The 16,447-nt window shown below is 43.8% G+C and carries 8 protein-coding genes; 6 read left to right on the top strand and 2 right to left on the bottom strand.

The annotated features are described in order from the left end of the window. Positions 1 to 57: 57 nt before the first annotated feature. Together AC58PV_RS13105 and AC58PV_RS13100 are read right to left on the bottom strand one after the other, a co-directional pair. Positions 58 to 1,965 carry an S-layer homology domain-containing protein gene (locus tag AC58PV_RS13105; RefSeq protein ID WP_497432676.1) on the bottom strand — a complete coding sequence of 636 codons (1,908 nt, stop codon included), beginning with the start codon at positions 1,963 to 1,965 and terminating at the stop codon, positions 58 to 60. Between the two features lie 42 nt (positions 1,966 to 2,007). Beyond that, the gene (locus AC58PV_RS13100) at positions 2,008 to 2,889 is read right to left on the bottom strand and encodes a YheC/YheD family protein (RefSeq protein WP_497432675.1); all 882 of its coding nucleotides are present in this window, start codon (positions 2,887 to 2,889) and stop codon (positions 2,008 to 2,010) included. 521 nt (positions 2,890 to 3,410) lie between these two features. On the opposite strand from AC58PV_RS13100, the gene AC58PV_RS13095 reads away from it, so the two are divergent. The 6 genes from AC58PV_RS13095 to hepB all read left to right on the top strand — a co-directional run bounded on the left by AC58PV_RS13095 (position 3,411) and on the right by hepB (position 16,431). Continuing rightward, on the top strand, positions 3,411 to 5,204 hold the full coding sequence (locus AC58PV_RS13095; protein WP_497432674.1) for a cache domain-containing sensor histidine kinase: 1,794 nt from the start codon (positions 3,411 to 3,413) through the stop codon (positions 5,202 to 5,204). A gap of 15 nt (positions 5,205 to 5,219) precedes the next feature. Continuing rightward, entirely contained in the window at positions 5,220 to 6,305 is a 1,086-nt protein-coding gene (locus AC58PV_RS13090; RefSeq protein WP_497432673.1) for a response regulator, read from the top strand. 557 nt (positions 6,306 to 6,862) lie between these two features. Then, entirely contained in the window at positions 6,863 to 7,843 is a 981-nt protein-coding gene (locus AC58PV_RS13085; protein WP_497432672.1) for an ABC transporter permease, read from the top strand. A gap of 10 nt (positions 7,844 to 7,853) precedes the next feature. Beyond that, positions 7,854 to 8,732, top strand: coding sequence for a carbohydrate ABC transporter permease (locus tag AC58PV_RS13080; RefSeq protein ID WP_497432671.1), 879 nt, complete (start codon positions 7,854 to 7,856; stop codon positions 8,730 to 8,732). A gap of 60 nt (positions 8,733 to 8,792) precedes the next feature. Next, complete coding sequence (locus AC58PV_RS13075) at positions 8,793 to 10,373, top strand: extracellular solute-binding protein (RefSeq protein ID WP_497432670.1); 1,581 nt, start codon at positions 8,793 to 8,795, stop codon at positions 10,371 to 10,373. A gap of 139 nt (positions 10,374 to 10,512) precedes the next feature. Continuing rightward, a complete protein-coding gene (gene hepB / locus AC58PV_RS13070; RefSeq protein ID WP_497432669.1) occupies positions 10,513 to 16,431 on the top strand; it encodes a heparin/heparin-sulfate lyase HepB in 5,919 nt (1,972 codons plus the stop codon). Positions 16,432 to 16,447 lie beyond the last annotated feature (16 nt).

Below are 16,447 nucleotides of genomic sequence, written 5' to 3'. Positions count from 1 at the left end.
ACCTCCAAAATCATGCCGACATCGGCAAGATCTTGGAGGTTCTTTGGGCTGTTACGCTTAGTTGGTTAGGTTAGTCTTCTGTAAGAAACGACGCATCAAAGCTGTTGCCTCTGCACGTGTTCCTGTCCGCAACGGACGAACGGTATCATCTTCATAGCCGTCAATAATGCCGGCCTTATTCGCCGCGTACACGTCATCTTCTGCCCAATCGGAGAGTTGGTTCTCATCGCTGAAAGTTGGCGGTGTGACACTTATACGGGTGTCTAATTCGAATTCCTTGTAGAAACGCATGAGCACTGTAATCATCTGTTCACGTGTCACGATCGCGTTCGGATCAAATATGCCTTCCGATATACCATTAAACAATCCGTCTGCAGCAGCTATTCGGATGGATTCCTGAATAGCTGGATCGCTTGGAAGATCGCTGAATTGTGGACCCTTCGTTGCATTCTGCTGGTGGCCTAGCCCCAGAGATTTCACAAGTAAATCTGCAAATTCAGCGCGTGTAAGCATCTTGTCTGGGCTATATTTGCCTTGTGCATCTCCTACGACATTGCCCTTATCGGCCATCAGATGAATATCGTCTTTCCCCCAATGGGAGGTTACATCTGGGAAATTCGTATTGCGCTGGATCAACATGACTGTCGTATTGGTCGGCGTATGAATTAATGCATGTGTAGCATCGACAATACGAACCGGCACCGTAACATATTTTCCGTCAAGCAGCATAATGGCTCCTAAGGAATTCAGGTTGGTAACTCCTTCAGGAATTGGAACGGTTTGATAAGCGTACCGGTTCCCGTATTGAATGATAGGTTTGGAGACGTTTCCGTCATTCACTTCTACAGTGAATTTGTAAGGTTCACCGATCACGGTTGCGTTGTGCGATACTGCCCATTTATTTCCATTATCTTTAACTGCCTCAGGCTGTTTTTCGATTTTTATTTCGATTTTCAGCTTATCGGCGGTTACACCGCTTTGTTTAGCCATATCGGCAATAGGAATAGAAACGGTTGGGAATTCAGTCGCCACGTCCCCGGTCTGTACAGCCAATCTTTGCTGATTGGTAATTAATGTTGAAATGACATCGCCATTGATGTCTGCGTACACGGTCTTTGCTTTCATCAACGTTTTGGCACGCACAGCGATGGTTTCCTTCTTATTCGCTGCTTGCGAGGATTGAACGACCCCTTCTTTCAGGAAGTGGAAATTCGCTAACGATATGCCATCCTGATCTTTGGTTAGCGTCAATTTGGCAGAAGCCTGTGTTTCAACATTCTGCTGAAGAGCAACGACCTCGATGAGTGATTCTTCTGGTTTTGGTGTTTGGTCTACTTGCGTATCCGTATCAGAAGGTTCCGGTTCTGGTGCTGGTGCTGCGGCAATAGCAGCTGTCGGCCCGCTCTTCGTTTCTAAGCCTTCCTTGGGCGTAACCGTAGTTCGTGGTGTTACCACGAAAGTAATATATTTGCCAACATCATCGATAGTAAGTGTGTAAGTAATTCCGTTCCCACCACTGGGAATCGGATCGCCAAGTTGAGACGGGTCATTCGAGCGGTACCACTGAAAGGATGTTCCGCTCTCCCCATCATTTTCAGCATCCGCATATGTATAAGTTCCCGTTAGTTCATGACCTACCATAGGATTGCCATTAATAGTCACATCGGTTGCTGTTGGCGCAGTCTCACCACCACCAAGTGCATGGAAGCTTGATTTAGGCAGAAACACATTTTTAAAATAATCTAATGAGTTTCCTGTATATTGAACCGGTGCGGCAACAGAGATCTGTTGATCCACTTTGCTTGAAGGGTTGTCTACACTCGCTGCAGTTGAGTACGCGGGGTTCAAGCTCATCCCCATTGTGATAGCCATCATCGAAGCGCGTGCCACCTTGCTGTACTTTTTCAAACTGGATCTTTTGTCTTTGGACGCTTGAAGTTCATTGTCGTCGTTACTGATTACCATTGTCCTGCCTCCTAAAGTTACATGAGTGATATTATTAAAAAGTTAATTACCGGAAGATAATGACAAAGCATATGAAATCCCATGTTTTGCCGCTTCGAATTCATGGAAGTTCATACCTACATTGTTTAGATTAGCTTCAAATAGTTGGATAGCTCCATGTTGATCAATACCTAAATCAAGTCCAATCTCATGAAAGCCTGCACCTAACTTACTCTCCAGAAAATTCGACATTTTGAAAGCAAACTCTTTCATTTTACGATCTACAATTTGGCCAGCCTTGTCACCAAACTGTTTGTTAAGGAACCATTCCCACTTCGTGATGGTGCGGAATGTTTTTTCGTGATTCGTAATTTTTCTATACGGTGTTAGTGATAAGGAGGGGAGAATGAATACAATTTTCCATTGTCCGACGCCATCTTTCATTAGGTGCACACGAATATGGAACGGGTAACCTTCTTTGGTTGTACTTTCAACGAGTTGTTGGACGAAGTAGTCCTTCGGTTGAAGAATCGTAAGCAGTTGTTCCAATTCAACGCGATTCATGCGATGTACAACATGTTGATCGAACACCTCGTAATGCTCTTCCACACGATTCACCGTAATGATATTTTCACCGTTCGAACCTCGGAGAGGTTTTAAGATAAAACTAGGATGAAGATCAATAAAAGCTTGAGCTTTATCGAGATCTTGCAAGAGTTGGAAAGGGATAAGGGCTGAACAGAGATCTGGGGCGGACTCTATCATCTGGTAAACTCTTATTTTGTTAAGTACGCCGAAACGAAGTTGGTGCGTAATCGGAATGGCAGACAAGGCTTCATAGAACTCGGCATTAGCCGTATTCTTACGTCTCATCCGATCATAAATGACGTCTGGAAAAGGAAATAACGCTTTCAACCATTTCCCGTCTCGCCAATAGGAACCCATGATTTGTTTCTTCTCAAAGTCTACTTGTTTGGGATAAAAGTAAAAAAAACGCGCGCCATAGGAAGATGCAACATGCTGGCATGCCTCTAGAAAAAGGGGGGAGAGTGACCATCCCACCAACATGCCTATCGTAGGTCCATGAATAGTGTGGCTGGGTGTAAGATGGCTCTTGCCAAGAGCCGTAACTTCGGCTATCTTCGTGTCCTTCACTGCGCTCCCAAGTCTTTCAACGATGTGTTCTCCTATTCTGTTAACTATGATGAGGCAATGTCGTATAAAGGAATTGACAATAAGTCGAAATTTGTCGAATTGAATATGATTATACCATGATATTGGCCGTGTGTAATCCTAATTACGTGAATTTTTCTTGTTATTTATAGGATAAAAGTACTACTTCTGAACGTATGCTTTTTCGTGTGAGCTAGTCATGAAATGCTGGTGATTATCGGGAATATTTGGTAACATTAATTCTCGATAAGGGTGTCTGATAACGCAGACGTCTGTCTGAGGAGGGGATGGGCATGATTCAAGCGATCCGGAGTTCATTGGAATGGAAGCTTATTCTCATTATCTTTGCCACTATTTTTATTACGGTAACTGGGGTCAGCACATTCAGCTTTATTAAAAGCTCGGAGGCAATCAATAACGATGTGGTGCGTTTCAGTAACCAGATTCTGAAGCAAGCGAACCTGAACTTAAGCCGATATATCAGGGATAATGAACAGTTTTTTCGCACAATTAGCGGAAGCAGAGAGTTCCAGGATTGGTTGAAAACAGGTCCCAATGATCAATACGGCCTCTTCGACAGCTACCAAAAGATCGAGAAAACATGGATTGCCCCCTTTACCACCTATCATCCAGAAACCTTATCCATCAAGCTGTATAACGAGAATGGAAATGAGAGCACATACCGCAATGAATACATGTGGGAATCGATTCTAGCACCCTATTATTCGATGAAGAATGAAGCGTGGCTAACGAATATGGATCTGACAGGGAAGTTCTCACATCATTATGGGATGGACGACCATTACACAGATAAAGCGGGAAGGTCGAAGAGCATCCCTATTTTAACGTATGCACAAAAATTTCGGTTTGCCGAACAGAACGGTTACTTGGCCATTGATATTTCCTTGCTGGCTACACAAGACATATTAAATGAAATCCAACTGGGCGAGCACGGGCTTGGCATGATCGTCGATCAAGCGGGAACGATTGTATCTTATCCCGATCCTGAGCGAATAAATACGAAGCTGGACCCCGATATTTTTACAAATATCAACGCCAACCTCGCGGGCTCCTACTACAGGGCTGAATCGAAGCAGATGATTGTGTATCAAACCATCACAGGTACAGACTGGAAAGTTATTGTTATCGTACCTTACGGAGATTTAGCTAAAAGCATATCCAACATTCGCCATTTGACGATAACGCTTACAATTGCGGGACTCTTGATTGCTTCTATTTTTGCCTATTTAACGTCTCATTCCATAACTCGAAGACTTAAACAGCTGCGCAGAACGATCAAAATGACAAAATTAGATCAATTCGATATCCGTGCCCAGGTGACCGGAACCGATGAAGTAGCTGAGCTTGCTTCGGCATATAACGTCTTGCTGGATCGGATAGAAAACGCCATACATCAACTTGCCGAGACCCGTCTTGTCCAACAGCATGCTGTATTATCTGCCCTTCAATCACAAATTAATTCTCATTTCTTATATAACGCACTGGAATCAATCAATTCTATGGCTCACTTGGCCGAACAACCCGATATACAACAGACGACAATCGCCTTGTCAGATATGCTGCGGTACACATCCAATTATCAGCAAACAACAGTTACTGTCAAAGATGAGATCGACCATTTGAAAAATTACTTTTTCATCATTCGCATCTTGTATGGTGAACATATTTCGTTACGTTTTGAGCAAGACAGTTCCATAGAGGACGCACAATGTCTGAAAGCAATCATTCAACCATTTGTTGAAAATAGTGTGAAACATGCTTATGAAGTGACAGGTGATCACCTGTTAATTAAGATTTCGACGATGCGTTGGATGGATCGATACGTCCAAATCGTCATTGAAGATAACGGGATCGGGCTTACCGATGAGAAGCTTAACATGATTCAGCAGGCGTTGAGCATGGGACAGACGGAGCCAGATTACATGCGTTTCTCCCGGATTGGCGTACTGAATGTCCACTATCGCTTAAAAACATTTTATAAGGAACCAGAAACGGGTGTATTCGTAGAACGAATATTGCCAGAAGGCGGGACGCGCATTATTCTTCGATTTCCGCATCGATCCTAGGAGGGGGGCTATACGATGATTCGCGTGCTTATTGTGGATGATTCCATGTTAATCTGCAACAGTCTGTCCAAATTTGTATCGGCGCATAACGACACAACCGTCGTTGCGGGAACGGCTTCAAATGGCGTCAAAGCATTGGAATGGCTTGAGAATTATTATGCGGATTTGTGCATCACAGATATCCGAATGCCTGCCATGGATGGACTGGAATTAATTGAACAGATCAATCGGCTTTACCCATGGATGAAGTGCATGGTCGTTTCCAGTTATGACGATTTTCAATATGCGCAACGTAGTATGAAGCTTTATGCGCTGGATTATATTTTGAAACCGATCCATCCGCAAGCCATTCACGAGTCTTTGAGTTCGGCGACTGATCGGATTATACAGGGAAGAAATCACGAAGCTGCTCAAATCATATTGCGGAAACTGCCGATGAATCGTTCTTGGATGGAACGTTGGATGGCGCACATCCAGACGCAGCGAATCGAACATATGCCGATGCTCATTGTCGAAACACTTGAATTGCTAGAAGACTGGGCGGCCGGACGTTATTATTTGTTGAATGCCATGTCCAATCTATGGCTGCAAACGGTCATCGAAGAGATAGGGAAAGATAAACTTCGACTGGAGTTGGATGAGGGGAAGGATTTGGGGCTCGTGGATAATGTGCTGAGCGTTGGCGGCATTCGTAGTTATTTTCGCTTATGCGCAGTTAGGAGACTGGAGGAAGGGTCGAATAGCCTAATGTCTGCGATGCGTGGTATCCGTGATCATCAGTCAATCAGGGTTGTCGACACGATGAAACAGTATATTCAAATCCATTATGGGGAGAAAATCAATTTGCAGGATTTGGCAGACATCGTTATGCATAACAAAACGTATATGTGCACCTTGTTCAAACAAGAGACGAACATGACGGTGTGGGCTTATATCGTTGCGGAACGGATGACGCAGTCCCGGGATTTATTGCTGAATTCACCCTTAAAGGTTTATGAGATTGCAAATCGCGTTGGTTATGAAGATGTCGATTACTTCACAAAGATATTTAAAAAACATTTTGGCCTAAGTCCATTGGAATATAAAAAACGCATGGAATGAGCGACGAACACACCGGAAGGTGTGTTTTTTTTGCAAGGAAAGTGAAGCACACCCAAAGTAGCAGCCCAGGCCGAAGCTCAAAGCCGAAGCCTAAAGCCCCAGCCCATTGCAGAGCCCCGCCCCCACCCAATCGATGCAGGATTGGTCGCAGGTTTATAGGGAGATATTCTCTGAGAAATGCAAAAAGGCAACCTTTTCACCCTATTTATACGCCAAAATAGCAAAAGCGTGCAAAAAGGCAACCTTTCTTTCGAATTTCAAGTAAATATCATCTAATCACACTAAATTGATGCCTTTTTGCATCAATTTCCAAAAAAGCAAGTGAAATCAACTGTCAAAACTGCTCTATTGCATTTTTGACAGCTCTCAACCCAAGACCAAGCCCAATAGCTATAATTCTGGAGGAACGCTACCCACCAAGAGAGACGGAGTAGACGTTGATGTTTCTGTCCAATCTCCCGAATATCATCAGGTATAAACGAACGCTTATCCTGTATGAGGCAAGTTTATCGTACCTTATAATTAATTCAGACAGATAGAGAAAGGAATGGACTGGATTGAATAATAATTTGTTACCCAAGCATGAGGCACTACTTGCAAGAGTGTCAGATGCGCCGCCTACTGTTGTCGTTAAGTCATCACTTTCCCGATACTTGAAGAGAAATCATCCGTTATACTTGATGCTGCTGCCGGGAATTTTGTATTTTGTAATTTTTAAATATATTCCCTTGCTGGGAAGTGTCATTGCATTCCAAGATTACAATATTTATAAAGGATTCCTTAAGAGTGATTGGGTTGGATTGCAATGGTTCGAGCAGCTAGTGACGTATCCACAATTTAAGCGATTAATCGCTAATACGATTATTTTAAGTTTTTATCAAATTATCTTTGCGTTTCCTGCTCCAATTATACTCGCTTGTTTGTTGAATGAACTGAGACATTTCGCGCTGAAGCGCATGGTTCAAACGTTGCTTTACTTGCCTCACTTTCTATCCTGGACGATTGTATACGGCTTAGTCTATATGATGTTCTCCAGCCAGACAGGTTTCGTTAACTTGGTGTTGGCATGGCTCGGATATGAGCCAATCAGCTTCTTGCAAATGCCGGAATACTTCCGTACTTTGCTAATTAGTTCTGGCATTTGGAAGGAGATGGGGTGGAGTACCATCATCTTCTTGGCAGCCTTGGCGGGGATAAGTCCTTCCTATTATGAGGCGGCGAAAATTGATGGGGCAGGACGATGGAAACAATTCGTGCACGTCACATTTCCTGGACTTCTTCCTGCTATTGTTATTTTACTTCTGCTCAAAATTGGCCACGTGCTGGATGTTGGCTTCGAGCAAGTGTACTTATTCTTAAACCCAACTACGCTTAAGGTGGGTGATGTGTTGGATACGTATGCCTATCGGCAAGGGATCTTAGGGGGCCAGTACAGCGTTACAACCGCGATAGGGCTGTTCAAATCAGTCATCGGTTTCGCGCTATTAATCACGGCAAATCGAGTCAGTAAAAAAGTTTCTGGGGAAGGGTTATTCTAGGTGGTCCCATATGAAAATTAGAAAATCATTCGGTGAAAAGGTTTTTGATGTCTCTAACGTCAGTTTTCTCATTCTGATAACAGTTGCAGCCATGCTCCCGATCCTTTACGTTATCGCAGGTTCGTTCAGTTCTTCGAACGCTCTTATTCACAATAGGGTCTTCTTATGGCCGGTAGAAGCGACCTTTGATAATTTCAAGCTAGTCGCGAATAATAGCACCTTCTGGAAGGCAGGTTGGATGACAGTCCAAATCGTAGTGATCGGTACCACGGTCAATATGGTACTTACGATGATTACAGCTTATCCGTTATCCAAGATGGATTTAAAGGGAAGAAAGTACTTTATGCTGTTAATCATTTTTACAATGATTTTTAGCGCGCCGATCATACCATCCTATTTGCTTGTGAAAAATTTGTACCTGTTAAATTCCATATGGGCTTTAATTCTGCCGGGTGCCATTAGTGCCTTCAATATGATTCTATGTATAACGTTTTTCCGTACGGTACCCGATGATTTATTTGATGCAGCACGTGTGGATGGCATGAGCGAATACGGCATGGTATGGCGTATCGTCGTACCCTTATCCATGCCGATTGTCATGACGCTTCTGTTATTTTATGCAGTGGGCCATTGGAATAATTATTTTGGGCCGCTCTTGTTTATTAACGACCGCAACAAACAAACGCTGCAAATGTACCTATACTCGCTGATTGCCAATGGTGATTCGGACTCGACAGCAGGTGCGGCTGCAGAAGGCGGCCTCAAGCTCTCGCCAGTCGCCCTCCAAATGGCCACGATTGTACTAGCCACCGTGCCCGTTGTACTGATTTATCCATTTTTACAGAAACATTTTGTTAAAGGAGCATTGCTCGGTTCTGTCAAAGAGTAACTGAATATTCAGGCAATCGCCTTAATAGATAATTTAAGAAAACCTAGGGAGGATAAAAAAATGAGCTTCCAAAAGAAATGGGGCAGCACGCTTGGTCTAACGATGTCTGCTATTGTGCTCTTGTCTGCCTGTTCTACAGGTAAGGAGAGCAGCAGTTCCAGCGCAACGCCGAGTCAAACAAGTACGCAAACAAGCGCTTCACAAGCGCCTGCCACACCCGCAGCACCGGTCAAAATTCGCGTATTCGCAAGTGACGGTAATCAACCTGTTCCAGGTGGTAAGTCGATGGATGATCCTACTATTAAATACTTGGCTCAAAAAACGAATACCGATCTGGATTGGATTTTCCTGCCACATGGACAGTTTGCCGAGCAGCTCCGAATTAAATTTGCCAGCGGTGATATCCCCGATGTCGTTCAATCTTGGGGTGTTAATTATGAACTATTGAAAAACGATCAAATTATTCCATTGAACGATTTTATTAATCAGTATGGAGCTAATCTGAAAAAAGCGATACCGCAAGCGGCTTGGGACGAAGTCACGATTGACGGGAAAATCATGGCGGTTCCAGAAGGACAGCTAGGAAATGCACTTGAGAATCGTATTCTCTATGTCCGTAAAGACTGGATGGATAAGGTTGGCATTACCACCATACCCAAAACGCCAGATGAATTATTAACGATGTTGCGGGCATTCCGTGATAAGGATCCGAATGGGAATGGTAAGCAAGATGAGCTCCCATTCTCCGGTCGTGAAAAATTGGATTGGATTGACAATGTGGTTAGTATGTTTGGTTCCGATTATTATTCGCCTGTCTTAGTTAATGGCGAAGTAGTACCAGGAATTATAAGCCCGAATATGAAAAAGTCGATCGGATTTCTACGGACGTTATCTGAGGAGAAGTTAGTTGACAGCGAATTTCTGACAAACAAACGCAATGTCTGGGAACAAAAGATTCAAAATAATCTCGTCGGAGCTTGGGTACACGCACCAGCACTTGGTTGGGATTGGCAAGAGAAATTAAACAAATCTCTTCCAGGTATAGGAGCGAAGGTTATTGCGATTCCAGCACCGAAAGCTCCGGGGGTAGAAAGTGCCGGATCATCGATACGGGCTTCCAATAAATCGTTTATGGTCACCAAAGCAGCAAAGAACCCAGCTGCGGTCGTGAAAATGCTCGATTGGCTCGCTAGTCAGGAAGGGCAGGAATTTGTTAATTTTGGTGTACCTAACTTAACGTACAAGAAGGATGGTGGCCAAATTACTTATGATAAACAAAAGGATACAGATGACAAAACAGTGCTTTGGCGTTCAGCGTCCTTCAATTTAATCGGATTTAACAAAGAATTTACGAACATTCAATTAGGCAGCGAGGAAGCTGCCAAACAACTGGATGCTGTTTATAAAGTGGCAGCATCGGAAGGAATTAAGAATATTTTGGCGGGTATGCCTCCTTCTGATGCCCCTCCAAGGCCTGAATTGGATTGGAACGGTACATTGTTTCAAGAGGCGGCTGCTCAGATCATACTTGGCAAACAACCGCTGGATTACTTTGATACATTCGTCAAACAATGGAGAGCACAAGGTGGTGAGCAAGTTATTAAATATGCAACGGATTGGTATAACAGCAAGAAAAAATAAGTCGTAATGGCGCAATAGCGTATATGTAAAGCGGAAGAACCGAAGTAAGAGCAGTATGAAATCTCCTGCTAATTTCGTTCTTCCGCTTTTTTTCTTAGCTGATAATAAACCTATTAGAAGAAGAGAGGAAGTGGATAGTTTGAATAGTAATTATGCAAAAATTCCTGTAAATGTATTTGTTATTGTTCTAGTCCTATTTTTAATCAGTGGGATTGTCCCGATGCAGGTCCAAGCAACGGTTCAATTTACAGCGGAAACGATTTTTGAAGCGGAAGATGGCGTAATTGCTGCTCCAATGCAGATTTATGCGAATAAGCCAGATGCTTCTGGCAGTTATGTCATGGTGCCTACATCAAATGTTAAAGCTGATGGCCCTTTTAACGCAACTGCAACACCTGAAGCCAAATATGCCATAAATATCAGTAAATCAGATATGTATCAGGTATGGGCGAGAATCTATGCGCCACATGGCGGGGCTGATTCCTTGTTTCTTGCTTTTGATAATGCTGGATCTTACGCTACGATTTCGATGCCAAGCGTTTCTGCTGATTGGCAATGGGTTAAATTAAGCGCGATATCCTTGGCACAAGGCGTACATGATATGAAATTGAAGTATCGGGAGCCGGGAATGGGGCTAGATCGTTTTGTTCTGACCAGTAATGCTTCCTATATTCCCTCGGGTCTTGGGATAGATCCAGAAGCTGCATCGGAGTCAAACTATCCTAATCCGTACACGCTGCCCGAGATCACACCTCCCACCGGACATCCTCGTTTGTTCGTCCGTAGTAGTGATTTGCCCCAAATCAGGGAGAATTTGACCAAGGGAGAGCTGCAGGTGGTTTGGGCTAATGTCATCAACAGCAGCAAGCAGAATGTGACAGGTAGTCTTAACCCTCCCACGGGTAGCGTGGTAATGAATTATGACGATAATATACGAAAGGTTATTGAAGCCAATGCGCTGTTATATTTGATAAATGGAGACGCAGCCGCAGGGCAAAAAGCCGTCAGTGTTATGTACAATTTCTTTAATACAGCCGTCATTCCTCTAGTCGGGGACTCAACTAGGAAAATGGGCCAGCTGATTACGACGGGTGCTATTGTGTATGATTGGTGTTATAACCTCATGACAGATGAGCAAAGACTGAGCTTTCGGATGAATATGATAAGAATTGCTTCTAATATGGAGATTGGGTATCCTCCAACAAAGCAGGGGGCAGTTGTAGGCCATGGCTCGGAAGCGCAGCTGCTACGTGATTTGCTAGCATTCGGTGTTGCTGCATATGACGAAAACAAGAACATTTATGAGATTGCCGCAGGCAGATTTTTTGAGCAATATGTCGATGCGCGTAATTATATGTATGCATCGGGATGGCAGAATCAAGGAGATTCCTACGGCATGTACCGTTTTCAGTGGGATATGTTTGCAACTTGGTTGTTTGACAGGATGGGGAAAGGGAATGTGTTCAACCCTGAGCAAGCCAAATTACCCTATCAGGATATTTATACCCGTCGGCCAGATGGCCAGCTGCTTAGAAACGGTGACACTTTTCTTACGAATTCATTTGGCCAAGGTGTTTATTGGACCGGGGATATCATGGCACAATTCCTGACTTCCAATTACTATAAAGACCCTATTCTCAGGAATGAATTTTTAAAGTCTTATCAGTATGGTACTTCAAATTATACAATTGACGATATTTGGATGGTTCTTTTTGATGATCCCAATTTGTCTGCTGAAAGTGAAGCATCACTGCCTTTATCCAAGTATTTTGGAGATCCTATGGGGATTATGGTGGCAAGAACCGGATGGGATGGCGGTTATCATACGACTGCAGCCGTTGCTGAGATGAATATTGGCAATATGTATTTTGCCAACCACCAACATTTGGATGCTGGAAGTTTTCAGCTTTATTATAAAGGTGGACTGGCGATTGATTCTGGCGTATACCAGGGACTAGGCGGAGAATACGCTTCAAGCCATGACCTAAACTACAATAAGAGGACCATAGCGAGTAATTCGATGCTGGTCTACGATCCCAATGAATCTTTTAGCTACTACGGAAGACCGCAAGCCAATGACGGGGGACAACGTTTTCCTGGTAACTTAGCTGAACCGAGTACCTTAGATGATCTTCTGAACCCGGCTAATGGGTACCAAACTGCGACCGTATTGAATCATACCTATGGCCCAGACGCGAACACGCCGGATTTCACTTATATTCAGGGAGATCTAACCAAAGCCTATAGCTCTAAAGTTGGGGATTACAAACGTTCTATGGTATTTCTGAACATGAAAAATAATGAGCACCCGGCAGCCATGCTAGTCTATGACAAACTGACAGCGACGAACCCCGATTTTAAGAAAACGTGGTTGTTGCATAGCCAAGCCGAACCTGAAATCAATGGAAATACGGTAACGCTGAGGAGGAACGACAACGGCTATAATGGGAAATTGATTAATACCACCCTCTTACCTTCGAGTGATGTATCGATAACGAAAGTAGGAGGGGCTGGAAATGAGTATTCGGTAAACGGTATCAATTATCCCAATCCGCAGAAATCTGCTGTAAATAGTGATGAATCCGGTGCGTGGCGTGTGGAAGTATCTCCGAATATCGTTTCAGCGACAGATCAGTTCCTTAATGTTATGCAGGTTATGGATGATGTTGGCGGGCCAGCACCTATGGCAGTTGAACAGGTGAATGGGGATAAACTGGTAGGAGCCAAAATATCAGATAGAGTTGTTCTATTTGGCCAAGAAAGCCAACCAGTGAGCACGTCGGCCACATTCTCCGTCGGAGGGAATGAAAGCAATTTGTATTACCTCGTGACGGATTTGGCTCCTGGTTATTGGACCGTAACCAAGGCTGGGGTGACAGCGACAACGCAATACGCGGTCGAACAGGATAAGGGCGAATTATATTTTACAGGCAGCGCAGGCGTATACACGATTACGCGGTATGAGGTGCGAACGTTGCCCGAACCTCCATCCGTTCCTAATATCCCTCTGCCCACAGCAGTAAGTTCGATTGTCATGAAATTGGATGGGGCTCAGCTTACGAATGATGAACAGGCGCAGATTGTTGGCGGTATGGTCATGCTACCCGTTGAAAAGGTGCTTGGTGCTCTGGGAGCTAGGGTTCAGGGAAATGTGAATACCGGCACATGGGTTGCGAAGAAGCTTGAAACCACAGTTGAACTGACGGCTGGAAGCAATCTGATCACAGTAAATGGTGTAGCAACTACGATGAACGCAGCGGCTCTACTCGTTAATGGGAAGTTGTACATACCGATTAGCAGCTTACCTGTTACGACATGGGGAAAAGCGACTTGGGATGCACCGTATCAAATTGTAAATATAACCTCCATTCTGCCTACAGCGAATTATGGACTTATTGGTATTACTGTAAGTGATGGGGTTTATTCTGGAGAGAATACCATTGATGGTGATTTGACCACAAGGTGGTCAGCGGCAGGTGACAATGTTTGGATAACGTATGATTTAGGAAGTGTTAAGCCTGTCAATCGCATGGGAATTGCATGGTATAAAGGTGATGAGAGGAATGCTATTTATGATATTCAAGTATCTGAGAATGGCACAGACTGGTCAACCGTTTATAGTGGACAGAGCAGTGGGACATCTCCAGCAATAGAGAATAATGAATTTTCCACCACGAAGGCTCGGTACGTCCGAATTGTCGGCCACGGATACATATCCCAATATGGGTGGATAGGTAATAACGCTATCTCAGAAGTTATGTTATACACAGGACAACTCGATATTGCAACTGTGAGTACAATCAGTGAAACACCAGGCAATGAAGGGCATACAACGCTGGATGGTAATCTGGCAACCTATTGGGCTGCGGAAGGGGATAACCAATGGATCCAGTATGATTTAGGAGCGGTACAGACCGTAAATGGCGTTGGTACGGCCTGGTTCAAAGGTGATGTAAGACAGGAAATGTATGATCTTCTTGTTTCCGCGGATGGAACCGCATGGACAACGGTATTCAGCGGTCGGAACAGTGGTACTACATTGCAGATAGAAAATGAGTTTTTCCCTGATGTTCAAGCAAGATATGTACGGGTATTAGGTCATGGAAACACGATTAGCGGGTGGAACTCGCTAGCTGAAACAGTCATATACGGGTTAAGTTCCGTAAATGGGATGTCTTCACTCTCGGCAAGTATGCTGAGTTTTACCAATCTGGCTGGAACAACAGTGGATAGCTTGGTTCCGGGCAGTACAGTTTTTACGAACGTATATGTTACGAATAGTGGCAATGAGGCGGCAGATGTTATGCTGGCAGTTTCCCTTATTCAAAATGATACCCAACAAAATATGGCGTATAGTAAAGTCATTATCCAGCCGAATGAGACCAAGATGCTGCGTGTTGCTATTGATTTGCCTGGCGAGACCGAGCCTTCCTTTTTGAAAGTATTCCTGTGGGATGGCTTGCAACATCCGATACGTCAGACGTCTATCTTTCCAGAACAGGATACATCACTGAAAAGTATTTCTGTTGGTGGAATACCTCTTGCTGGATTTACTCCGAATATCTTGACTTATTCGATTGATCCAACGACTTATTCAGCATCGGGTGTTCCATTGATTTCAGCCGAGGCCAATTCGCCGTTAGCAAATATTGCTATCATACAGCCAAATGATGCAGAAGGTACAGCAATTATTACGGTAACGGATAGAATGGGAGTTACGACAAAAGAGTATCAGATCAAGTTTCATGTGATTTCCCATGATGACACACTGAAAGATTTGAAAGTGAACGGAACAGGTTTGGCAGGATTTTCAAGTAGTATAACTAACTATACCTACACCCAAGGAACGAGCCAACTGCCTAACATTACCGCAACAGCGAATCATCCAAATGCGACCGTGCTGATTTCACAGCCATCATCCGTTCCTGGTATGTCAACGATTACGGTAACAGCAGAAGATGGTGTAACTACACAGCAGTATACCGTGCAAGTTCTTCTTCAATTAGGAACAGTTGCTTCCTTAAAAGATTTGAAGATTAACAATACTAGTCTTACGGGATTTTCGAGCGGCATTACATCTTATTCAGTAGGTCGCACAGCCAGCGATTTGGCCAGCTATCCTACGACAACAATTTCGGCGGTAGCAACTGACCCTAACGCGACCATTTTGATTACACAACCGACAGGCGTTCCGGGAACTGCAACGGTTAAAGTGACAGCAGAAGATGGGGTTACTGTCTTGGTGTACACAATTAACCTTACGTACATCAAAGGAACTGACGCCACATTAAAAAGTTTGAAAGCAGGCAGTACGGGTATTCCAGGCTTTTCAAGCAGCACTACGGCCTATACGTATACTTATTTACCGAATGGACATCCGGTATTTGCATCTGTACCACAGATTGCAGCTGCAGCTACAGACCCGCTGGCAACAGCGATTGTAACTCAGGCTAAATCCCTGCCCGGTACTGCAGTTGTAATTGTGACGGCGGAAGATGGCGTGACAGTTAAACAGTATAATGTGACTTTTAATAGCGTTAATGTTGGAGGCTCAAGTGTTATCACCGCATTCAATAACGCTTATGTATCCTCAACTTCGCCGAATACAAACTATCACAGTTCTGCTTCTAGTCCTTATCTGCTGACATTGGCAAATAAATATATAACCTATTTGAAGTTCGATATTTCAGGGGTTGTCGGCAATGTATCGACAGCGACATTGGAGTTTAGGGCTCAGACATGGGCAGCAGGACCCGTTACGTTATCTGTATATGGATCGGCTGATGATTCATGGAATGAATCAGGGGTAACCTGGAATAGTAAACCTGCTTCAGGAACCCTGTTGGGTAGTGTTTCTATTGACACAGCCTGGAAAGAAAACAGTGTGGATATTGCAAGTTATTTGAGCTCGATTATTTCAGCCAATCAACTCAATCCAGCTGCTATGGATCCCTATGTTACTTTCGTAATACAAAGTTCATCCACTTCTGTCACAACACAAGCAGCATCCAAAGATAGAGACTATTACCCACCGTATTTAAAAATAAAGACCAATTAAAAGAAATATTGATAAT

It is taken from the genome of Paenibacillus sp. J22FR83 (assembly GCF_059691955.1).
This window is presented reverse-complemented; position numbering and strand designations above follow the sequence as displayed.

Coding starts and splice junctions, on each gene's coding strand:
- AC58PV_RS13075 (WP_497432670.1), top strand. CDS start 8,793: ATGAGCTTCCAAAAGAAATGGGGCAGCACGCTTGGTCTAACGATGTCT.
- AC58PV_RS13100 (WP_497432675.1), bottom strand. CDS start 2,889: ATGGGTTCCTATTGGCGAGACGGGAAATGGTTGAAAGCGTTATTTCCT.
- AC58PV_RS13080 (WP_497432671.1), top strand. CDS start 7,854: ATGAAAATTAGAAAATCATTCGGTGAAAAGGTTTTTGATGTCTCTAAC.
- AC58PV_RS13090 (WP_497432673.1), top strand. CDS start 5,220: ATGATTCGCGTGCTTATTGTGGATGATTCCATGTTAATCTGCAACAGT.
- AC58PV_RS13095 (WP_497432674.1), top strand. CDS start 3,411: ATGATTCAAGCGATCCGGAGTTCATTGGAATGGAAGCTTATTCTCATT.
- AC58PV_RS13105 (WP_497432676.1), bottom strand. CDS start 1,965: ATGGTAATCAGTAACGACGACAATGAACTTCAAGCGTCCAAAGACAAA.